Origin of the sequence: Nocardioides sp., assembly GCF_036401255.1 — a bacterium.
GTDB lineage: Bacteria > Actinomycetota > Actinomycetes > Propionibacteriales > Nocardioidaceae > Nocardioides.
In genome coordinates, this window is the sequence record NZ_DASWVI010000085.1 from 1 (window position 1) to 16,820 (window position 16,820).

17 protein-coding genes and 1 pseudogene are annotated in these 16,820 nt (G+C 71.1%); 9 read left to right on the forward strand and 9 right to left on the reverse strand.

What is annotated here, in order from left to right:
• The 6 genes and pseudogenes from VGD85_RS03965 to VGD85_RS03990 form a co-directional block, all read right to left on the reverse strand.
• Nucleotides 1-827 (reverse strand): annotated as a pseudogene (locus VGD85_RS03965) (hypothetical protein); the annotation flags it as partial.
• 217 nt (nucleotides 828-1,044) lie between these two features.
• A complete protein-coding gene (locus VGD85_RS03970) occupies nucleotides 1,045-1,314 on the reverse strand; it encodes a hypothetical protein (protein WP_331062150.1) in 270 nt (89 codons plus the stop codon).
• Nucleotides 1,315-1,381: 67 nt separating this feature from the next.
• Nucleotides 1,382-2,224, reverse strand: a complete 843-nt coding sequence (locus tag VGD85_RS03975) for a hypothetical protein (RefSeq protein WP_331062151.1) — start codon at nucleotides 2,222-2,224, stop codon at nucleotides 1,382-1,384.
• 40 nt (nucleotides 2,225-2,264) lie between these two features.
• On the reverse strand, nucleotides 2,265-2,741 hold the full coding sequence (locus tag VGD85_RS03980; RefSeq protein WP_331062152.1) for an HIT family protein: 477 nt from the start codon (nucleotides 2,739-2,741) through the stop codon (nucleotides 2,265-2,267).
• Entirely contained in the window at nucleotides 2,725-2,973 is a 249-nt protein-coding gene (locus VGD85_RS03985) for a hypothetical protein (RefSeq protein WP_331062153.1), read from the reverse strand. Before VGD85_RS03985 ends, VGD85_RS03980 begins: the two co-directional genes overlap by 17 nt.
• A 44-nt stretch (nucleotides 2,974-3,017) precedes the next feature.
• Nucleotides 3,018-4,058, reverse strand: coding sequence for a hypothetical protein (locus VGD85_RS03990; protein WP_331062154.1), 1,041 nt, complete (start codon nucleotides 4,056-4,058; stop codon nucleotides 3,018-3,020).
• Between the two features lie 91 nt (nucleotides 4,059-4,149).
• Here VGD85_RS03990 and VGD85_RS03995 point away from each other — a divergent pair, with 91 nt between their 5' ends.
• The 6 genes from VGD85_RS03995 (at nucleotide 4,150) to VGD85_RS04020 (ending at nucleotide 9,503) form a co-directional block, all read left to right on the forward strand.
• Nucleotides 4,150-5,301, forward strand: a complete 1,152-nt coding sequence (locus VGD85_RS03995; protein WP_331062155.1) for a hypothetical protein — start codon at nucleotides 4,150-4,152, stop codon at nucleotides 5,299-5,301.
• Nucleotides 5,298-5,774: an SRPBCC family protein gene (locus VGD85_RS04000; RefSeq protein WP_331062156.1), complete on the forward strand. Its 477-nt coding sequence runs from the start codon at nucleotides 5,298-5,300 to the stop codon at nucleotides 5,772-5,774. The genes VGD85_RS03995 and VGD85_RS04000 overlap by 4 nt, the downstream gene beginning before the upstream one ends.
• Nucleotides 5,775-5,911: 137 nt before the next feature.
• Nucleotides 5,912-6,499 carry an ATP-dependent Clp protease proteolytic subunit gene (locus VGD85_RS04005; protein ID WP_331062165.1) on the forward strand — a complete coding sequence of 196 codons (588 nt, stop codon included), beginning with the start codon at nucleotides 5,912-5,914 and terminating at the stop codon, nucleotides 6,497-6,499.
• Nucleotides 6,500-6,513: 14 nt separating this feature from the next.
• Nucleotides 6,514-7,125, forward strand: a complete 612-nt coding sequence (locus tag VGD85_RS04010) for an ATP-dependent Clp protease proteolytic subunit (RefSeq protein WP_331062166.1) — start codon at nucleotides 6,514-6,516, stop codon at nucleotides 7,123-7,125.
• Nucleotides 7,126-7,280: 155 nt separating this feature from the next.
• Nucleotides 7,281-8,576 carry an ATP-dependent Clp protease ATP-binding subunit ClpX gene (gene clpX, locus VGD85_RS04015; RefSeq protein ID WP_331062157.1) on the forward strand — a complete coding sequence of 432 codons (1,296 nt, stop codon included), beginning with the start codon at nucleotides 7,281-7,283 and terminating at the stop codon, nucleotides 8,574-8,576.
• Between the two features lie 132 nt (nucleotides 8,577-8,708).
• Nucleotides 8,709-9,503 (forward strand): hypothetical protein, encoded by a 795-nt coding sequence (locus VGD85_RS04020; protein ID WP_331062158.1) that lies wholly within the window; start codon nucleotides 8,709-8,711, stop codon nucleotides 9,501-9,503.
• Nucleotides 9,504-9,524: 21 nt separating this feature from the next.
• Here VGD85_RS04020 and valS read toward each other — a convergent pair whose 3' ends face one another.
• On the reverse strand, nucleotides 9,525-12,179 hold the full coding sequence (gene valS / locus VGD85_RS04025) for a valine--tRNA ligase (protein ID WP_331062159.1): 2,655 nt from the start codon (nucleotides 12,177-12,179) through the stop codon (nucleotides 9,525-9,527).
• Between the two features lie 78 nt (nucleotides 12,180-12,257).
• Between valS and VGD85_RS04030 the strand changes: the two genes are divergently transcribed.
• Nucleotides 12,258-13,163 (forward strand): GNAT family N-acetyltransferase, encoded by a 906-nt coding sequence (locus VGD85_RS04030; RefSeq protein ID WP_331062160.1) that lies wholly within the window; start codon nucleotides 12,258-12,260, stop codon nucleotides 13,161-13,163.
• Here the strand turns inward: VGD85_RS04030 and VGD85_RS04035 are convergent.
• Nucleotides 13,141-14,244, reverse strand: coding sequence for an NAD(P)-dependent alcohol dehydrogenase (locus tag VGD85_RS04035; protein ID WP_331062161.1), 1,104 nt, complete (start codon nucleotides 14,242-14,244; stop codon nucleotides 13,141-13,143). The two genes, VGD85_RS04030 and VGD85_RS04035, sit on opposite strands and share 23 nt — an antisense overlap.
• Nucleotides 14,245-14,310: 66 nt before the next feature.
• On the opposite strand from VGD85_RS04035, the gene VGD85_RS04040 reads away from it, so the two are divergent.
• On the forward strand, nucleotides 14,311-15,687 hold the full coding sequence (locus VGD85_RS04040; RefSeq protein ID WP_331062162.1) for a bifunctional folylpolyglutamate synthase/dihydrofolate synthase: 1,377 nt from the start codon (nucleotides 14,311-14,313) through the stop codon (nucleotides 15,685-15,687).
• Nucleotides 15,684-16,073, forward strand: a complete 390-nt coding sequence (locus VGD85_RS04045) for a DUF4233 domain-containing protein (protein WP_331062163.1) — start codon at nucleotides 15,684-15,686, stop codon at nucleotides 16,071-16,073. Before VGD85_RS04040 ends, VGD85_RS04045 begins: the two co-directional genes overlap by 4 nt.
• On the opposite strand, the gene VGD85_RS04050 is transcribed toward VGD85_RS04045, so the two are convergent.
• The coding region (locus VGD85_RS04050; RefSeq protein ID WP_331062164.1) for a PLP-dependent aminotransferase family protein at nucleotides 16,062-16,820 on the reverse strand (759 nt) is incomplete at its 5' end. The genes VGD85_RS04045 and VGD85_RS04050 overlap by 12 nt on opposite strands.

Sequence of the window (16,820 nt, forward strand, 5' to 3'; positions counted from 1 at the left end):
CCCGCGTCGCCGCCGGAGCCGGCCGGGGTGGCGAGCGACTCGAGCGACTCCGAGCCGGGGGTCGAGCCGCCGAACCCACCGGCGGTCGAGCCGGACGCGTGGGCGACGGGGGTGCCGTCGCCGTCGACGCCGCCGTCGACCGTGCTGCCGGAGTCGATGCTGTCGGTGCCGATGCTGGTCGTGCCCAGGGCCCCGCCGACCGAGCCACCACCGGAGCCAGCGGCGGTCCCACCGCCGACGCCCCCGTGGTCACCGGCCCCGGCGCCGGCGTGGATCCGTTCGAACGCCGCGTGGTGGCCGCCGTCGACGCCGGAGGTCGCGCCGATCGTGGTCGCGCCGGCGGTGCCGGCCGGCTGCACGGAGGAGGCGGTGCCGGTGCTGTCGTCGCCGTCCACGATGTCCTCGATCGCCTCCACGGCGGCCGAGACCACCCCGACCACGGCGGCCGCCTGGCCGAGCGGGCCGAGGATCGACCCCGCGAACGCCTGGATGCCCGCGTCTCCGGAGACCTGGGGCGTGTAGGTCGGCAGCGCGCCGAAGTCCACGCTCTGGCCCTGGCTGGCGAGGTCCTGTGCCTCGGCGTTGGCGTTGAGGACCTTCGCGAACAGGCCCAGGGCCATCGAGATCTTCTGCAGCCAGGGCACGACGACGGTCTCGAGGTACGTCGCATAGGCGGCGCTCGCGCCGCCGCTGAAGAACGACGCCGCGCGCAGGATCGCGATCAGCGCCCGGAGGTAGGCGATCACCTGATCGGTGGTCTCCTTGCCGTCCTGGCAGACCTGCCCTGCGTCGCGGAGTTCGTCGGTGTCTGCGCCGAGGAACGACATCGGCTGCTCCTGTCCCGAGTGGTGTGTCCGAGTCGGTGCCGCCTCTGCTCGGCGGCTCTGCCCGGACCGTAGGCACGGCCCGCGCGCGGCGTCGATGGCCGGCCGGGTGGAAGGTTCCGCCCTCTGCCGGCCGCTCATCTCCCGTCGAGTGACGCGAAACGGCTCCCCGGAGCGCATCCGAGGAGCCGTTTCGCGTCACTCGACGGCAGGCGGTGGCTCAGCTGCTGGCGGCGTCCTGGCGGTCGGCGTGCCACATCAGCACCCGGCCCTGTTCCTCGAGGGTCTGGGAGGCGTTGTTGGCCTGGGGCGCGAAGCTGCCGTGCCAGTCGCTCTCGAAGTACTGGCGGTCGGGGCCCTGCCACTTCAGGCCCTGGATCATCGCGGTGATGTTGGCGACCATCCCGGCGACCTGCCCGGCCTGCTGACCCATGTTCTGGCCGACCTCGCGGCCGTACTCGGTGTCCATGCCTTGCATGCTGTTGCTCATCTGCCGCTCCTGTTCGCTCCTGGGGCTCCCGGTCCCGGCGACCGTAGGCACCGGCCGAGCGCGGCGACTAGGGCGAGGTGGGTGGAACGTTCCGCCGGGCCGCCGCCCGCTCGACGGCCTCGAGGTCCTCGACGGTGACCAGGCGGACCTCCGCCGTACGCCGCCCGATCGCGAAACGCACGTTCTGGGCGCGCCCGGACCCGGCGCGGAACGGGTCGTCCTTGGGCCCGAAGGCGAGCGCGGAGATGGACCGGATCGCGTCGTCGACCCGCTGCGCCCGCTCGAGGTTCCAGGCGTAGCCGTGCCAGTGCACGACCCGCTCGTAGATCTCGCGGTTGGACGGCGGGCGGGGGTAGTCGTCGGTGCCCGAGAGCCAGGGCTCGGCGAGCGCGAGCGCGACGAACCACTCGCGCGACTCCCGGGGCAGCGTCGGCGCGGGGGCGGTGACGCTCGCGTCGGACTCACCGTGCTCGGGCGGCGCCGGGCGCGGCACCGACGCCGTCGGGGAGGGCGTGACCTCGACGACGATCGCGAGGTCGTCGTACGTCGTCGGGCCGGTCTGACGCCCGCGCATCACGAGCAGCTGGTTCTCGCCCTCGTCGAGCAGCAGCGACATGCCCTCGGCGAGCGTGACCCGACGGGCGCCGCCCGGAGCGTCGAACAGGCTCGAGACCTGGGTCTCCCCGGACCCGTGCCAGCGCAGCCGGGCGATCTCCTCGCCGACCACGAGCTCGCCGAGCAGCCGCGAGACGTGCGGCGCGCAGCGCGGCAGCGCGATCGCGGTGGTCCGCAGGTCGGCGTCGGTGTCCTCGGGAAGGGCATGGTGCGGTGCCCGACCGAACAGGAGGGTCTCGCCCGAGCCGAGGGTCACGGTCGGCAGGCCGGACCCGCGCAGCGTCACCCGGAGCATGGCGCCATCACGCGGCAAGCCAACCACACCGTTGAACTGCCTACATGCGAAAGCTCGACTTGTCGTCCATAGCCGCGGACAGCTGATCAATCAGCGACTGTCTGACACTCGACTGGAGACGGACCCGCTGCCGTGGATCATCCCAGGGCGACTTATGTGGGACCGGCTCCACAGCCCCGTACCGAGGCACGATGTGCGCGTGTACGTGCGGCTCTTGGTTTCCAAGTATGGCGACATTGATACGGTCGGCTCCGAGCACCTTGCGTGCAGTCGCAGCGACTTTTTGGACCTCGCTGATGAACAGGGTCGTCAGTTCATCAGAGAGAAGCTCGAACGCCTCGAAGTGGGGCCGCAGCGAGACCAGCATCCTCCCAGGGAAGCGAGCGTCATCGTAGAGACCGACATCGCATGCGGGAAGTGCTGCGAGTGGGATCCAGAGCTCGAAACCACAGGTGGAGCACACACTTGGCGCCGGGTCCAGGACTCCTCCCGCTCGTTTGTTAGCTACCGACCACACGGAACCCAACGCCTAGCTTGTCTACAACCTTGATCGCCAAACCGAGCTCCCATCGAGGTGAACTCAGCATCTTCTCGACGCTCACCTCGTTCATATGCAGGCTCTCTGCAAGTCGTCGCTTGGACGTTGGTTCTCGATCGACGAACGCGAGCGCAACGGCGCGAAGCCCGTCTTCAACGATCTCCTCCGCAGAGCTGGTCTCGAGTTGCCCATCCTTGTCCATGTTTGCCATGGTCCCAACCTTCACATCGAGCACCGACATCGGATCCGGCTCGTCTAGAAGACAAGCATCTTGCGTGCGTCGCTGGCGAGTAGGTCCCAGTCGAAGAAGATCGACTCCAGCGATGCTTGTAGCTCTGCGGCGTGCTGTCGAATCTCATCGAATGCGACGCATGGTTCGGTACTCCCTTTCCAACTCTTCTTCACGTCGTCGCGCCACGCCCGGTCTGCGCTGAGCTCCAGGTAGTGGTCGATACACGCGAGTACCTGCTCCATCGCGTCCTGGATCGACCCAGGTGCGTCGTCGTACGCCTGAACGAGCCGATCGATTGGCGGCATGGTGAACTGACAGTAGAGGTCGTCGACGGTCGCGCTGTGTCGACCCTCTTTCCCGCACAGCATCAAGGACATGAGCGTGCCTGCGTAGAGGATCTTCCGAGGGATCAGCAACTTCACGTAGCGGAGGCCCGACACGCTCTGGTCCTGGCGAACCTTCGCCTGGTAGTCGACCGTGATGGTGCGCCAATAGCGGACTACGTCATTGAGGAGGAAACGAGGGACCTTGTCGTCCGATGTAGGGCCAACCAACAGGTAGCGATCGAGGGCGGATCGCAGGACCCGCTCGTGCACGTGCCCGTTTCGAAGGCTCACAGACTCCTCGATGAGGAGCATTCGACGCGTTGTGGAGTGGTTCGTGTCCTCTTGTAGACCGATCTGATCAACCAACTCGAACGCGCCAACCGTGCGGCCGAAGATGTTCGTGGCGCCGGGCGGCGATACCTCTGAGCCTTCACGGCCCTCTTCTTGTGCCCAGGTGGCTCGGAGCTCGTCCGCGGCGCGCAGGAGATCGGTCGCCGCGGTAGGGGTGGCTGGTACTCCCGCAGCGAGGACCAGATAGTCGAAGTCGCTCTCGGCAGTCACTTCGAGGCGGGCAAGCGAGCCAAAGGCCACAACGTCCAGTTCGTCAGAGGGGAGTGAGCTCAAGCGCTGGCGCGCCTGGTCTATCCGCGTGCAACTCAACTCGCGGGCGCCCGCGATGTGATGGAACCGTCCCTTGAGCGAGCCAGCAAGCGGACCGCTGAGCTGCTCAGTCGACATGTCCGGAGTCTAGGTGGGGTGGCTAGTCGTAATCGTGGAATGCTCGAAGTGTCGGTGCACAATCGTCCACTGACTGGCTATCCTCCCGCAGGTGAGCACCCGTGCACCCGCGGGCCCCGCCCCCGCCCACGCCCCGACCTATCTCGACGCCCTCGCGCTGCTGTCCGAGGTCGCCGACGAGGTCGTCGTGCGCAGTGTGCGCGACACCCACGACGCCTGGGCCGACCGCTTCGGGGGCTACCGCGGGCGCTCGATCGCCTCCGCGGTCTGCGGTGGCCTGAGCCTGGGCCTCCGGGCCGCCTCGGCGGGCCTGGGCCGGGTCGCCGAGACCGGCGTCGGACCGCGGCTCGAGGACGGGCCGCGGGGCCGCTTCGTGAGCTCGGCGGTCAACGGGCTGATCGGCGACCGGCTGGTGGCCGAGCGGCCCCGGCTCGCGATCGCGATGGCCGTCCGTGCCGACGGGCGCGACGTCGCACCGGACGCCGACGGGCTGGCCGCCGCGTTCCCGGAAGCCTCGGACCGGGTCGTGGTGTTCCTGCACGGGCTGTGCGAGAACGAGTCCTACTGGAACCGGGGGCGCGAGCGCACCGGTACGACCTACGGGGAGGCGCTGGCCGCGACCGGATGGACCCCCGTGTTCCTGCGGGCCAACACCGGCCTCGGGCTGCGGGAGAACGGCGTCGCGCTCTCGGCGCTGCTCCAACGGCTGGTGGAGGCCTGGCCGACGCGAGTACGCCGGCTCGCCCTCGTCGGGCACTCGATGGGTGGGCTGATCGTGCGGGCCGCGGGGGCGGTCGCGACGACCGCCGAACGGCCGTGGACCGCGCTGGTCTCCGACGTCGTCACGCTCGGCACGCCCCACCTGGGTGCCCCGATCGCACGGGGCATCGGCCACGGCAGTCGCGGGCTGGGGCGGATGCGCGAGACCGCGACGTTCGGCCGGATCCTCGACCTGCGCTCCGTCGGCGTCCACGACCTGGTGGCCGGGCTCGCAGAGGACGTCGCCCCGCTGCCGCACGCGCGCTACCGCCTGGTGGCCGCCACGGTCACCGCGCGCGAGCGGCACCCGGTCGGGCACGTCGTCGGGGACCTGCTGGTGCGGGTGCCGTCGGCGTACGGCCGCGACCGGCACGGCGAGCGGCTGTTCCCCGGCGCGGACGTCCTCCACGTCGGGCGCACCGACCACTTCGGGCTGCTCAACCACCCCGACGTCCACCGCGCCCTGCGAGACTGGCTCGCATGACCGGATCCGCCGACCGCGAGCTGCGAGCCGAGGCCACCGTCGACGCGCCACCCGAGCGCGTGTGGGCGCTGCTGACCGACTTCTCCCGGATGCCCGAGTGGAGCCCCGAGCTGGTCCGGATGGTGCCGCTCAAACCGGGAGGACTGCGCGTCGGGCAGTGGTACCTCGGCGTCAACCGGCGCAAGGGCGCCGTCTGGCCGACCCGCAACGTGGTCTCGGCCCTGGAGCCCGGCCGCACGGTCGCCTGGGACACCACCTCGAGCGGCGCGCGCTGGATCTGGGAGCTGGCGCCCGAGGGGCCTGCCGGCACCGCGACCCGGGTCGTGCACCGGCGCCCCGTCCCGCGCCGGATCACCCTGATGAGCAAGGTCTTCGCGCCGCTCGCCCTCGGGGGCAGCGTCGGCCACGCCGACGAGCTCGAGCAGGGCATGGCGCACACCGTCGCCCGGCTGAAGGCCGCCGCGGAGGCCTGACCCGTCACCCCGCCCGGCTGCGGACTTATCTGCTGTCGGCGAACAGCGGGGGATCGGCCGTGGTTCTGTCGAGGCTTCCGGCTAGGGTCGCTCTCGTGACCCAGAACTCCAGCCCACAGCTCAACGGCGGCGCGGGCATGAACGTGCTCGACGACCACATCTACCAGCGGCTGCTGCGCGAACGGATCGTCTTCCTCGGCTCCGAGGTGCGCGACCAGAACGCGAACGCGATCTGCGCCCAGCTGCTGCTGCTCTCGGCGGAGGACCCCGAGGCCGACATCTTCCTCCACATCAACTCGCCGGGCGGCTCGGTCGACGCGGGCATGGCGATCTACGACACCATGAACTACATCCCCAACGACGTGGCCACGGTCGGCATGGGCCTGGCGGCGTCGATGGGCCAGTTCCTGCTCTGCGCCGGCACCAAGGGCAAGCGCTACGCGCTGCCGCACGCCCGGATCATGATGCACCAGCCTTCCTCGGGCATGGGCGGCTCGGCCTCGGACATCAAGATCCAGGCCCAGCAGTCCCTGCACATCAAGAAGGTCCTGCTCGAGCTGATCGCCGAGCACACCGGCCAGAGCGTCGAGCAGATCGAGATGGACGCCGACCGCGACCGCTGGTTCACCGCCGACCAGGCCAAGGAGTACGGCCTGGTCGACCAGGTCATCAAGAGCGCTCGTGAGGCCGCCGACGACGGCCGCCCGGCCCGGCAGAAGGACTGACCCGAATGTCTGAGATGAACTACTACATCCCGCAGTGGGAAGAGCGCACGTCCTACGGGTTCCGGCGCATCGACCCCTACGCCAAGCTGTTCGAGGACCGCATCATCTACCTCGGCACCCCGATCTCCGATGACGTCGCCAACGCCGTGATCGCCCAGCTGCTGTGCCTGCAGTCGATGAACCCCGACCAGGACATCAGCATCTACATCAACAGCCCCGGCGGCTCGTTCACCGCGCTGACCGCGATCTACGACACGATGAAGTTCATCAAGCCCGACGTGCAGACCGTGTGCATCGGGCAGGCGGCCTCGGCCGCGGCGATCCTGCTGGCGGCCGGCACCCCCGGCAAGCGGCTCGCGCTGCCCAACAGCCGCATCCTGATCCACCAGCCCTACACCGAGGGGACCTTCGGCCAGACCTCCGACATCGAGATCCAGGCCAACGAGATCCTCCGGATGCGCGAGCTGCTCGAGAAGATGATCAGCGACCACAGCGGTCGCTCGATGGAGGAGGTCAGCCGCGACATCGAGCGCGACAAGATCCTCACCGCGCAGGGCGCCGTCGAGTACGGCCTCATCGACGCCGTGCTGGAGTCCCTCAAGGGCACTCCCGCGGTGACCGGCTGACGCTCCGCCACGCGTTCCCCGTGTCCGTGCCCCAACCGGGGGCGGCACGGGGTACCGTCGGAGACGACCCCTTGCACCACTCGGCGCACCACCCGGCGCACCACTCGGCACCAGGCTCGACCCGCACAGCTCGACAATCCGGAGGATGACCACCCGTGGCACGTATCGGTGACGGAGGCGACCTGCTGAAGTGCTCCTTCTGCGGGAAGAGCCAGAAGCAGGTCAAGAAGCTGATCGCCGGCCCGGGCGTCTACATCTGCGACGAGTGCATCGACCTGTGCAACGAGATCATCGAGGAAGAGCTCAGCGAGGGCGCCGAGGTCAGCCTCGACGAGCTGCCCAAGCCCAAGGAGATCTTCGAGTTCCTCAACTCCTACGTGATCGGTCAGGAGCAGGCGAAGAAGTCGCTCGCCGTCGCGGTCTACAACCACTACAAGCGGGTCCAGGCCGGCCTGCAGCCCGGCGGCGGCTCCGGGCCGGGCAAGCACAGCAAGGACGAGGTCGTCGAGGTCGCCAAGTCCAACATCCTCGTGATCGGGCCCACCGGCTGCGGCAAGACCTACCTCGCCCAGACGCTCGCCCGGATGCTGAACGTGCCGTTCGCGATCGCGGACGCGACCGCGCTCACCGAGGCGGGCTACGTCGGTGAGGATGTCGAGAACATCCTGCTCAAGCTGATCCAGGCGGCCGACTACGACGTCAAGAAGGCCGAGACGGGCATCATCTACATCGACGAGATCGACAAGGTGGCCCGCAAGGCGGAGAACCCGTCGATCACCCGCGACGTCTCCGGTGAGGGCGTCCAGCAGGCGCTGCTCAAGATCATCGAGGGCACGACGGCCTCGGTGCCGCCGCAGGGCGGCCGCAAGCACCCGCACCAGGAGTTCATCCAGATCGACACCACGAACATCCTGTTCGTGGTGGGCGGTGCCTTCGCGGGGCTCGAGCACATCATCGAGCAGCGGGTCGGCAAGAAGACGCTCGGCTTCACCGCCGACGTGCGGGGCAAGGCCGAGAAGGAGGCCGAGGACCTGCTCGCCCAGGTCCGGCCCGAGGACCTCACGAAGTTCGGCCTCATCCCCGAGTTCATCGGTCGCCTCCCGCTGATCGCGAGCGTGACCAAGCTCGACCAGCAGGCGCTGGTCCAGATCCTCACCGAGCCGCGCAACGCGCTGGTCAAGCAGTACCAGAAGCTCTTCGAGCTCGACGGCGTCGACCTGGAGTTCACCCAGGACGCCGTCGAGGCCATCGCCGACAAGGCGATGGAGCGCGGCACCGGCGCCCGGGGCCTGCGGGCGATCATCGAGGAGGTCCTCCTCCACGTGATGTACGACGTGCCCTCGCGCGGCGACATCGCGAAGGTGATCGTGACCCGCGAGGTCGTCATGGACGACGTCGCCCCGACGCTGATCCCGCGCGAGTCCGAGGCCAAGAAGAAGAAGTCCGCCTGATCAGGAGCATGTGAGCCGGGGGTCGCCCCTGGTCAGCCGTGACTAGCCGGACTAGTCCATTCGGGTCATATCGTGCCCAGAGTGGGCCATTGGCTTGGAGCCGGGCCGCGATTGCCGCGAGACTTGGCCCCGATGAACGCCCGACGCAGGCAGCCCCGCCTCTTCCTCGACCACAAGCCGCCCCTGGTGGCCTTCACGGTCGTTGCGGTCGCCTGCGCGCTGATGATGGTCCACATGGCCCGCAGCGAGGCGGCCCCCGGCTGGCTGCGCGCGGGCCTGGGCGGCCTCGCCGGGCAGCGGGTGATCGCGGCGACCGTGCTCGAGCACGCGCCCGAGCCCGAGCACGCCACGGTGGCGGCCGGCCCGCTGTCGGTCGGCGTACCCTCCGGCTCCTCCGCGAGCGCGCCGCCCCCCGTGGCCGGCGCCGGAGTCGTGTCCGGGTCGTCCTCGGCCCAGGGTGGCCGCTCGCACGCCACGGACGCTGTCGTTGGCTCCGTCGCAGGCTCGGTCGCCGGTTCCGCCGTCGGCGAGGTCGTCGGCGGTGTCGTGCCGGACAGTGACTCGGCAGCCGGTCCGAACGTGAGCGCCGACGACGAGGGCACCAGCTCCCCGGGCCGCGGCCACGGCGAGGCGCGCGGACACCAGTCCACGCCCGACGAGGCGGCCCCGAACGTGCCCGCGACGAACGTGCCGTCCGCCGACGACGCCAACGCCGAGGGCCCGCAGAGCGCCGCGCCTCGCGGTCACCAGGACTGGCGCGAGGACTGGGTCGGTGACCGGCACGGCAAGGGTCACGGCAAGGGTCACGGAAAGGGTCACGGCGGTGGCAAGGGCCACGCCGGCGGCAAGGATCACGGCGGCGGCCACGGCCACGCCCACGGTGACCGGGTCCACGGCGGCGGCCACGGCCACGGCCACGGGCGCTAGTCCGGCGGCCCCTCCAGCCGGCTAGTCGGTCGCGGCGAGCTCCGCGTCGACCGCCAGCTCCGTGGCGTCGTCGTCGACGGTGAACACGAGCTCACCGACGATCTTGCCGGTCTTGCGCAGGTCCTCGGCGGCCAGCTCGGCGGCGGCCACCAGCGCCTGGGGCCCGCGGATCTCGACCCGCGAGAGCTCGGCGCGCATCGACACCTTGGCGTTGGACTTCGCGCCGCGGATGCCGATCAGCGCGGCCGAGACCGCCTCGAGGGTGGCCGCGTCCGTGGCCGCGGCCGAGCCGAGCTCGACGACGGTCGGCCAGGTGGCGTGGTGGATCGAGCTTCCCCCCGAGTTGGCGGAGTGCCACCACGACCAGACCTCTTCGGTCACGTAGGGCAGGAACGGCGCGAGCAGCCGCAGCTGTGCGTGCAGCGCGAGCGCGAGGGCGGCCTTGGCCGACGTGGTGGCGGCGCCGCCCTCGGCGTCGTAGGCGCGTTCCTTGACCAGCTCGAGGTAGTCGTCGCAGAACTCCCAGAAGAACTTCTCGACGGTCTCCAGCGCAGTCGTGTAGTCGTAGGCCTCGAACGCATCGGTGGCCTTGGTGATCACCTCGGCCAGCCGGCCCAGCAGCGCGCAGTCGACGGGCTCGGAGACCTCGAAGGGGTTGACGCTCGTGGCGCCGACGCCGCCGAGGACGAACTTCGAGGCATTGAGGACCTTCATCGCCAGCCGGCGGCCGACCTTCATCTGGGTCTCGTCGAACGGCGAGTCGAGGCCGGGGCGGGCCATCGCGGCGCGCCAGCGGACGGCGTCGGCGCCGTACTTGTCGAGGATGTCGGTGGGGACCACGACGTTGCCCTTGGACTTCGACATCTTCTTGCGGTCGGGGTCGAGGATGAACCCCGAGACCAGGGCGTGCGACCACGGGGCCGCGTGGTTCTCGAAGTGGGCCCGGACCACCCGGGAGAACAGCCAGGTGCGGATGATGTCGTGCGCCTGGGTGCACAGGTCCATCGGGAAGACCCGTTGCCACAGGTCGTCGTCGCTCTCCCAGCCGCCGGCGATCTGCGGGGTCAGCGAGGACGTGGCCCAGGTGTCCATGACGTCGGGGTCGCCGATGAAGCCGTTCGGCTTGCCGCGCTGGTCCTCGGAGTAGCCGCCGGGCGCCATCGTCGACGGGTCGACGGGCAGCTCGTCCTCGCGGGGGAGCAGCGGGTGGTCGTAGTCGGGCTCGCCGTCGGCGTCGAGGGGGTACCAGACGGGGAACGGGATGCCGAAGAAGCGCTGCCGCGAGATCAGCCAGTCGCCGTTGAGCCCGCCGACCCAGTTGTCGTAGCGGTGCTTCATGTGGCCGGGGACCCAGTCGATCTCGGCGCCGCGGGCGATCATCTCGTCGCGCAGGTCGGCGTCGCGCCCTCCGTTGCGGATGTACCACTGGCGGGTGGCGACGATCTCGAGCGGCTTGTCGCCCTTCTCGTAGAAGTTCGTCATCCGCTGGGTGGGCTTGGGCTCCCCGTCGAGGTCGCCGGTCTCGCGCAGCTTCGCGACGACGGCCTCGCGGGCCGAGAACGCCGTCTTGCCCTTGAGGTCCTCGTACGCCGCGGCCGCGGGCTCGTGCGCCAGCCACTCCGGCGTCTCGCGCGACATCCGGCCGTCGCGGCCGATCAGCGTGCGGACGGGGAGGTTGAGCTCGCGCCACCACGTGACGTCGGTCAAATCGCCGAACGTGCAGCACATCGCGATGCCGGCGCCCTTGTCCATCTCGGCCAGCGGGTGGGCGAGCACGGGGATCTCGACGCCGAACACCGGGCTGGTGACGGTGGTGCCGAACAGCGGCTGGTAGCGCTCGTCGTCGGGGTGCGCGATCAGCGCCACGACCGACGGGATCAGCTCGGGCCGGGTGGTCTCGATGTAGACCTCGCGCGGGGTTGATCCGTCCTCCGAGTGGTTGCGGGAGGCGTGGAATCTCACTCTGTGATAGGCGCCGGCGTACTCGCGCGCCTCGAGCTCGGCCTGCGCGACGGCGGTCTGGAAGGTCACGTCCCAGAGCGTCGGCGCCTCCTGGAGGTAGGCCTCGCCGCGGGCGAAGTTGCGCAGGAACGCGCGCTGGCTGACCGTGCGGGCCTTGGCGCCGATCGTCGTGTAGTGCTGCTTCCAGTCGACCGAGAGGCCGAGGGTGCGCCACAGCTGCTCGAAGACCTGCTCGTCCTGCTCGACGAGCTCCTCGCACAGGGCGATGAAGTTGGGCCGGCTGATCGGCACCTGCTTCTTCGGATCGGGCTTCTCCGGCGGGGTGAAGTCGGGGTCGTAGGGCAGCGACGGGTCGCAGCGCACGCCGTAGTAGTTCTGCACCCGGCGCTCGGTCGGCAGCCCGTTGTCGTCCCAGCCCATGGGGTAGAACACCGACTTGCCGCGCATCCGCTGGAAGCGGGCGACGAGGTCGGTGTGGGTGTAGGAGAACACGTGCCCGACGTGCAGGCTGCCGCTCACGGTCGGCGGCGGGGTGTCGATCGAGTAGACGTTCTCGCGCGGCTGGGTGCGGTCGAAGGCGTAGGTGTCCTGCTCGCGCCAGCGCTCGCTCCAGGTGGCCTCGAGGCCCTCGAGGGCAGGCTTGTCGGGTACGGCTACGACGGCCTGCGGCGGGGTCGTCGTCTCCGGTGCCTGGTCAGCCTGCGTGTCGGTCATGAGCGAAATCCTAGGGTCAGGGCGCGGTGACGGAGAAACCGGTTGTGAGGACGGGCACCTGCCTGGCTGACTTTCGTCATGTCACACTCCGTGCACCTGACCGAGGACCCGGCCGCGTTCCTGGCCGAGGCGTCCGGCCACCTGGCCGCGGACCCCGTCGTCGCCACGGTGATCGCGTCGGTGACCCAGCGGCTCCTGGAGTCCGACCAGCGAGGTCTCCCGCGCGGCGACCACCCGCGGTGGTGGGCGATGGTCCGCGACGAGACGGGTGCGGTGGTCGGGGTGGCGATGCGGACCGCGCCGTTCGCGCCGTACCCCGTCTACGTGCTGCCGATGCCCGACGACGCGGCGGTGCAGCTGGCCCGCCTGGTGCACGACCGGGGTGAGCCGCTCGCCGGCGTCAACGGCGCGCTCCCGGCCGCCCGGCTGGCGGCGGAGGAGACGGCACGGCTGGCCGGGGGAGAGGTGCGGGTGCACGAGCACCTGCGGCTCTTCGAGCTCGGCGGGCTCGTGGTGCCGCCCAGCCCGCCCGGGCGACTGCGGCTCGCAACCTCCGCCGACCTCGACCTGACGCTGGCGTGGTTCCGGGCGTTCGGCATCGCCGCCGCCGCGCAGGCCGGGCGGTCCGAGGCGCACGCGATGCCGGACTTCACGCCCGAGGACATGCTCGAGCGCATCGACAAGGCGGTGGTGTGGCTCTGGGAGGACGAGCACGGCGAGCGCGTCCACCTGACCGCGGCGAACCCACCGGCCCACGGGGTCACTCGGATCGGGCCGGTCTACACCCCGGCCGCCCACCGCGGCCGTGGCTACGCCAGCGCCGCCGTCGCGGCGGTCTCGCGACAGTACGTCGAGCAGGGGGTCCGCTGCTGCCTGTTCACCGACCAGGCGAACCCCACGTCGAACCGGATCTACCAGGCCCTGGGCTACGAGCCGGTCGTCGACATGGTCAACCTCGTCATCACCAGACCAGGACCGGCTTGACGACGTTCCCCGCGAGCACGTCGGCGATCGCGGTGTCGATCTCGGTGAACCGGTAGGTGGTCACCAGGTCGTCGACGGGGAACCTCCCCTCGGCGTTGAGCCGCAGCATCCGCGGCACCATCTCGAGCGGGTCGGAGTCGCCCTCGACCGAGCCGCGCACGACCTTGCCGTTCTGCAGCAGGTCGATGGCGTCGATCGGGAACTCGGGGCGGCTCATGTCCAGCCCGAGCACGACCAGCATGCCCTGGACGCCGAGCGCCTGGGCGGCCTCCTTGAGCACCGACGGCACGGCGGTCGTCTCGACGGCGTACGCCGAGCCGCCGCCGGTCAGCTCCTTGACCCGGTCCGCGACCGTGGTCTCGCCGAGGACGGCCGGGTTCACGCCGAGCGCCCCGAGCTGCTCCGCGGCCTCCAGCCTGCTGGGCAGCAGGTCGACGGCGACGACGGTCTCCACGCCCCGCGAGCGCGCCGCCGCGACCGCGGCCAGGCCGACCGCGCCCACGCCGTACACGGCGACGCTGTCGCCGGGCCCCGGTTGCGCCACGTTGAGCACCGCGCCGGACCCGGCCATGAAGCCGCAGCCGTAGGGCGCGATCCGGGTCAGGTCGAGCTCCGGGTCGACGACGATCACGCTGGACGCGAGGGCCACGGCGTGCCGGGCGAACGACGACTGGCCGAAGAAGTGTCCGTACACCGGCCCGGCGTCGCGGGAGTAGGAGGTCGACCCGTCCTCGCGGAAGCCCATGTAGTTGAGCATCAACGTCTGCTCGCAGTAGCCCGCCAGCCCGGCCGCGCACCGCTCGCACGCGCGGCACGACGCGAGGCTCAAGACGACGTGGTCGCCGACCTCGATGCCGGTCACGTCCGCACCGACCTCCTCGACGACGCCTGCGCCCTCGTGGCCGAACACCCGCGGGAACATCTCCGCCGGCAGGGTGTCGCGCAGCGAGAGGTCGGTGTGGCACAGCCCGGTGGCGACGATGCGCACCAGCACCTCGTCGGCGCGCGGCCCGTCGACCTCCACCTCCTCCAACACGAACGGCTCACCGGGACCGTTGACGACCGCCACCGTGGTTCTCATGACGAGCAACCTAGAACCTGTTCCATTTCCTGTCAGCAGTTCGGTCCTCTCTAGACTCGGGACACCATGACCGAGACCCCTGACGCACCGCGCCTGGCCGAGACCATCGAGGAGGTCGAGGACGCGCTGCTGTCCCGCTGGCCCGAGACGCGCCTGGAGCCCTCGCTCGACCGCATCGCGGCGTTCACCGAGGTGCTCGGCGACCCGCAGCGCGCCTACCCGGTGATCCACCTGACCGGCACCAACGGCAAGACCTCCACCTCGCGGATGATCGACGGGCTGCTGCGCGCGCTCGACCTGCGCACCGGCCGGTTCACCAGCCCGCACGTCGAGCGCCTCAACGAGCGGATCTCCGTGGACGGCGAGCCGCTGGACGACGAGGCGTTCGTGCGCGCGTTCAACGACGTCGCGCCCTACACGCACCTCGTCGACGCCGACCAGCCGCACCCGCTGTCGTTCTTCGAGACCGTGGTCGGCATGGCGTACGCCGCGTTCGCCGACGCCCCGGTCGACGTGGCCGTCGTCGAGGTCGGGATGGGCGGGTCCTGGGACGCCACCAACGTCGCGGACGCCGCGGTCGCCGTGGTGCTCCCGGTCGCGGTCGACCACGCGGCGTACCTCGGCGGCACGCCCGCGGCGATCGCGCTCGAGAAGGCCGGCATCATCAAGCCGGGGTCGGTCGCGGTGCTCGCCCAGCAGGCCACCGAGGCCGCCGAGGTGCTGCTGCAGCGCGCGAGCGAGGTCGGCGCGCGGGTGGTTGCGGAGGGCGTCGACTTCGGCGTGATCTCGCGGGTCCCGGCGGTCGGCGGCCAGGTGCTCTCGCTCCAGGGCCTCCGGGCGCGGTACGACGACGTCTTCTTGCCGCTCCACGGCGCCCACCAGGCGCAGAACGCCGCCATCGCGCTCGCTGCGGTCGAGGCGTTCCTCGGCGACGAGAGCCAGCCGCTGGACGCCGAGGTCGTCGGGGCGGCATTCGCGGAGGCGACCTCGCCCGGACGGCTCGAGGTCGTGCGGCGCAGCCCCACGATCGTGCTCGACGCGGCCCACAACCCGCACGGCGCCGCGGCGCTCGCCGCGGCGCTGGAGGACTCCTTCACGTTCGACCCGCTGATCGGCGTGCTCGGCGTGATGGGCGACAAGGACCACGAGGGGCTGCTGGCCGCTCTCGAGCCGGTGCTCGCGCACGTCGTCTGCACCCAGAACTCCACCCAGCGCGCGATGCCCGCCGAGGACCTCGCGACGGCCGCCCGCGAGGTGTTCGGTCCCGACCGCGTCACCGTGGCCTCGACCGTCGCGACGGCCATCGAGCAGGCGGCCACGCTGGCCGAGGCCGGCGAGGCCTTCGGGTCCCCGCTCGGCTCCGGAGCCGTGCTGGTCACCGGCTCGGTCGTCACGGTCGGCGAGGCCCGGTCGCTGCTCGTGCGCCCGGAGCGGGCCCGATGAGCACCCCCGAGCGCTCGCCCCGGCGCGGCATGTGCGCCGCCGTGCTCGCCCTCGAGGCGGTCACGCTCGGCCTGACGACCCCGGTGATGATCTCGGTCGCCGACGTCGACGTCCCCACGGCCCTGGTGATCGGCCTCGGCCTGGCCGTCGCGTGCCTGCTGCTCGCCGGGATGCTGCGCCGCGAGTGGGCCTACAGCCTGGGCTGGGTGATCCAGGGCGCCGCGGTGGGGTTGGGCTTCGTGATCCCGCTGATGTTCGTCCTCGGGGGCATCTTCGCGCTGCTGTGGGGCACGGCCTCGATGCTCGGGCTCAAGATCGAGCGCGAGCGGGCCGAGGCGTACGCCGCGCTCGAGCGCACCGACCCGCACCCGGACTCACAGCACTGAGACCAGGGCCGCGAGCGCCCGGTCGAGCTCCGCGTCGGTGACCCCGCCGAACCCGACGACCAGACCCGTGAGCGACGCACCGCGGCAGTAGTCGGCCAGCAGGTTCACCTCGAACCCGGCCCGGCGCGCGGCGTCGCGCGCCCGGACCGCGTCCGCCGCCGGCAGCAGCCACGTGGAGTACATGCCCGCCAGGGGCCCGGCGAGCTCGGCGTACGGCGCGAGCGCGGCGGCGACCCGCGGGGCCCGCTCGGCGTAGACCCGCCGGGCGCTGCGGACCACCCGGTCGACGTAGCCGTCACGCAGCAGCGCCAGGTAGGCCCGCTGCACCGGCCAGGGCGCGCCCTCGTGGGTGATCACGCGGCGCGCGTGCACTCGCTCGCCGATCTCGGTGGGCGCGACCACCCAGCCCAGCCGCAGCGTCGGCGCGACCGACTTCGCGGCCGTGCCGAGATAGGCGACCCGGCCGCGGTCCAGGCTCGCGAGCGCCGGCACCGGCGCCACGTCGTAGCGGAACTCGGAGTCGTAGTCGTCCTCGACGACGAGCGCGCCGGCCCGACGGGCCGCGTCGAGGAGCGCCACCCGCGCCGGGCCGGGCATCACGACGCCCAGGGGGTGCTGGTGGGCGGGCGTCACGTACGCCGCCGCCACCCCGGCCAGGTCGGTCACCGGCTCGAGGGCGGGCAGGTCGCGGATCTCGCGGCCGGCGCCGCGCGCGGTCTCGACGGCGGCGCGGTAGCCGGGGTCCTC

Bases quoted from the DNA above. Each gene is read 5' to 3' on its own strand.
- VGD85_RS03970 (WP_331062150.1), bottom strand. From the start codon at position 1,314: ATGAGCAACAGCATGCAAGGCATGGACACCGAGTACGGCCGCGAGGTC.
- VGD85_RS04045 (WP_331062163.1), top strand. From the start codon at position 15,684: ATGAGCACCCCCGAGCGCTCGCCCCGGCGCGGCATGTGCGCCGCCGTG.
- valS (WP_331062159.1), bottom strand. From the start codon at position 12,179: ATGACCGACACGCAGGCTGACCAGGCACCGGAGACGACGACCCCGCCG.
- VGD85_RS04030 (WP_331062160.1), top strand. From the start codon at position 12,258: ATGTCACACTCCGTGCACCTGACCGAGGACCCGGCCGCGTTCCTGGCC.
- VGD85_RS03975 (WP_331062151.1), bottom strand. From the start codon at position 2,224: ATGCTCCGGGTGACGCTGCGCGGGTCCGGCCTGCCGACCGTGACCCTC.
- VGD85_RS04005 (WP_331062165.1), top strand. From the start codon at position 5,912: ATGAACGTGCTCGACGACCACATCTACCAGCGGCTGCTGCGCGAACGG.
- VGD85_RS04020 (WP_331062158.1), top strand. From the start codon at position 8,709: ATGAACGCCCGACGCAGGCAGCCCCGCCTCTTCCTCGACCACAAGCCG.
- VGD85_RS04010 (WP_331062166.1), top strand. From the start codon at position 6,514: ATGAACTACTACATCCCGCAGTGGGAAGAGCGCACGTCCTACGGGTTC.
- VGD85_RS03985 (WP_331062153.1), bottom strand. From the start codon at position 2,973: ATGGCAAACATGGACAAGGATGGGCAACTCGAGACCAGCTCTGCGGAG.
- VGD85_RS04000 (WP_331062156.1), top strand. From the start codon at position 5,298: ATGACCGGATCCGCCGACCGCGAGCTGCGAGCCGAGGCCACCGTCGAC.
- VGD85_RS04040 (WP_331062162.1), top strand. From the start codon at position 14,311: ATGACCGAGACCCCTGACGCACCGCGCCTGGCCGAGACCATCGAGGAG.
- VGD85_RS04035 (WP_331062161.1), bottom strand. From the start codon at position 14,244: ATGAGAACCACGGTGGCGGTCGTCAACGGTCCCGGTGAGCCGTTCGTG.
- VGD85_RS03990 (WP_331062154.1), bottom strand. From the start codon at position 4,058: ATGTCGACTGAGCAGCTCAGCGGTCCGCTTGCTGGCTCGCTCAAGGGA.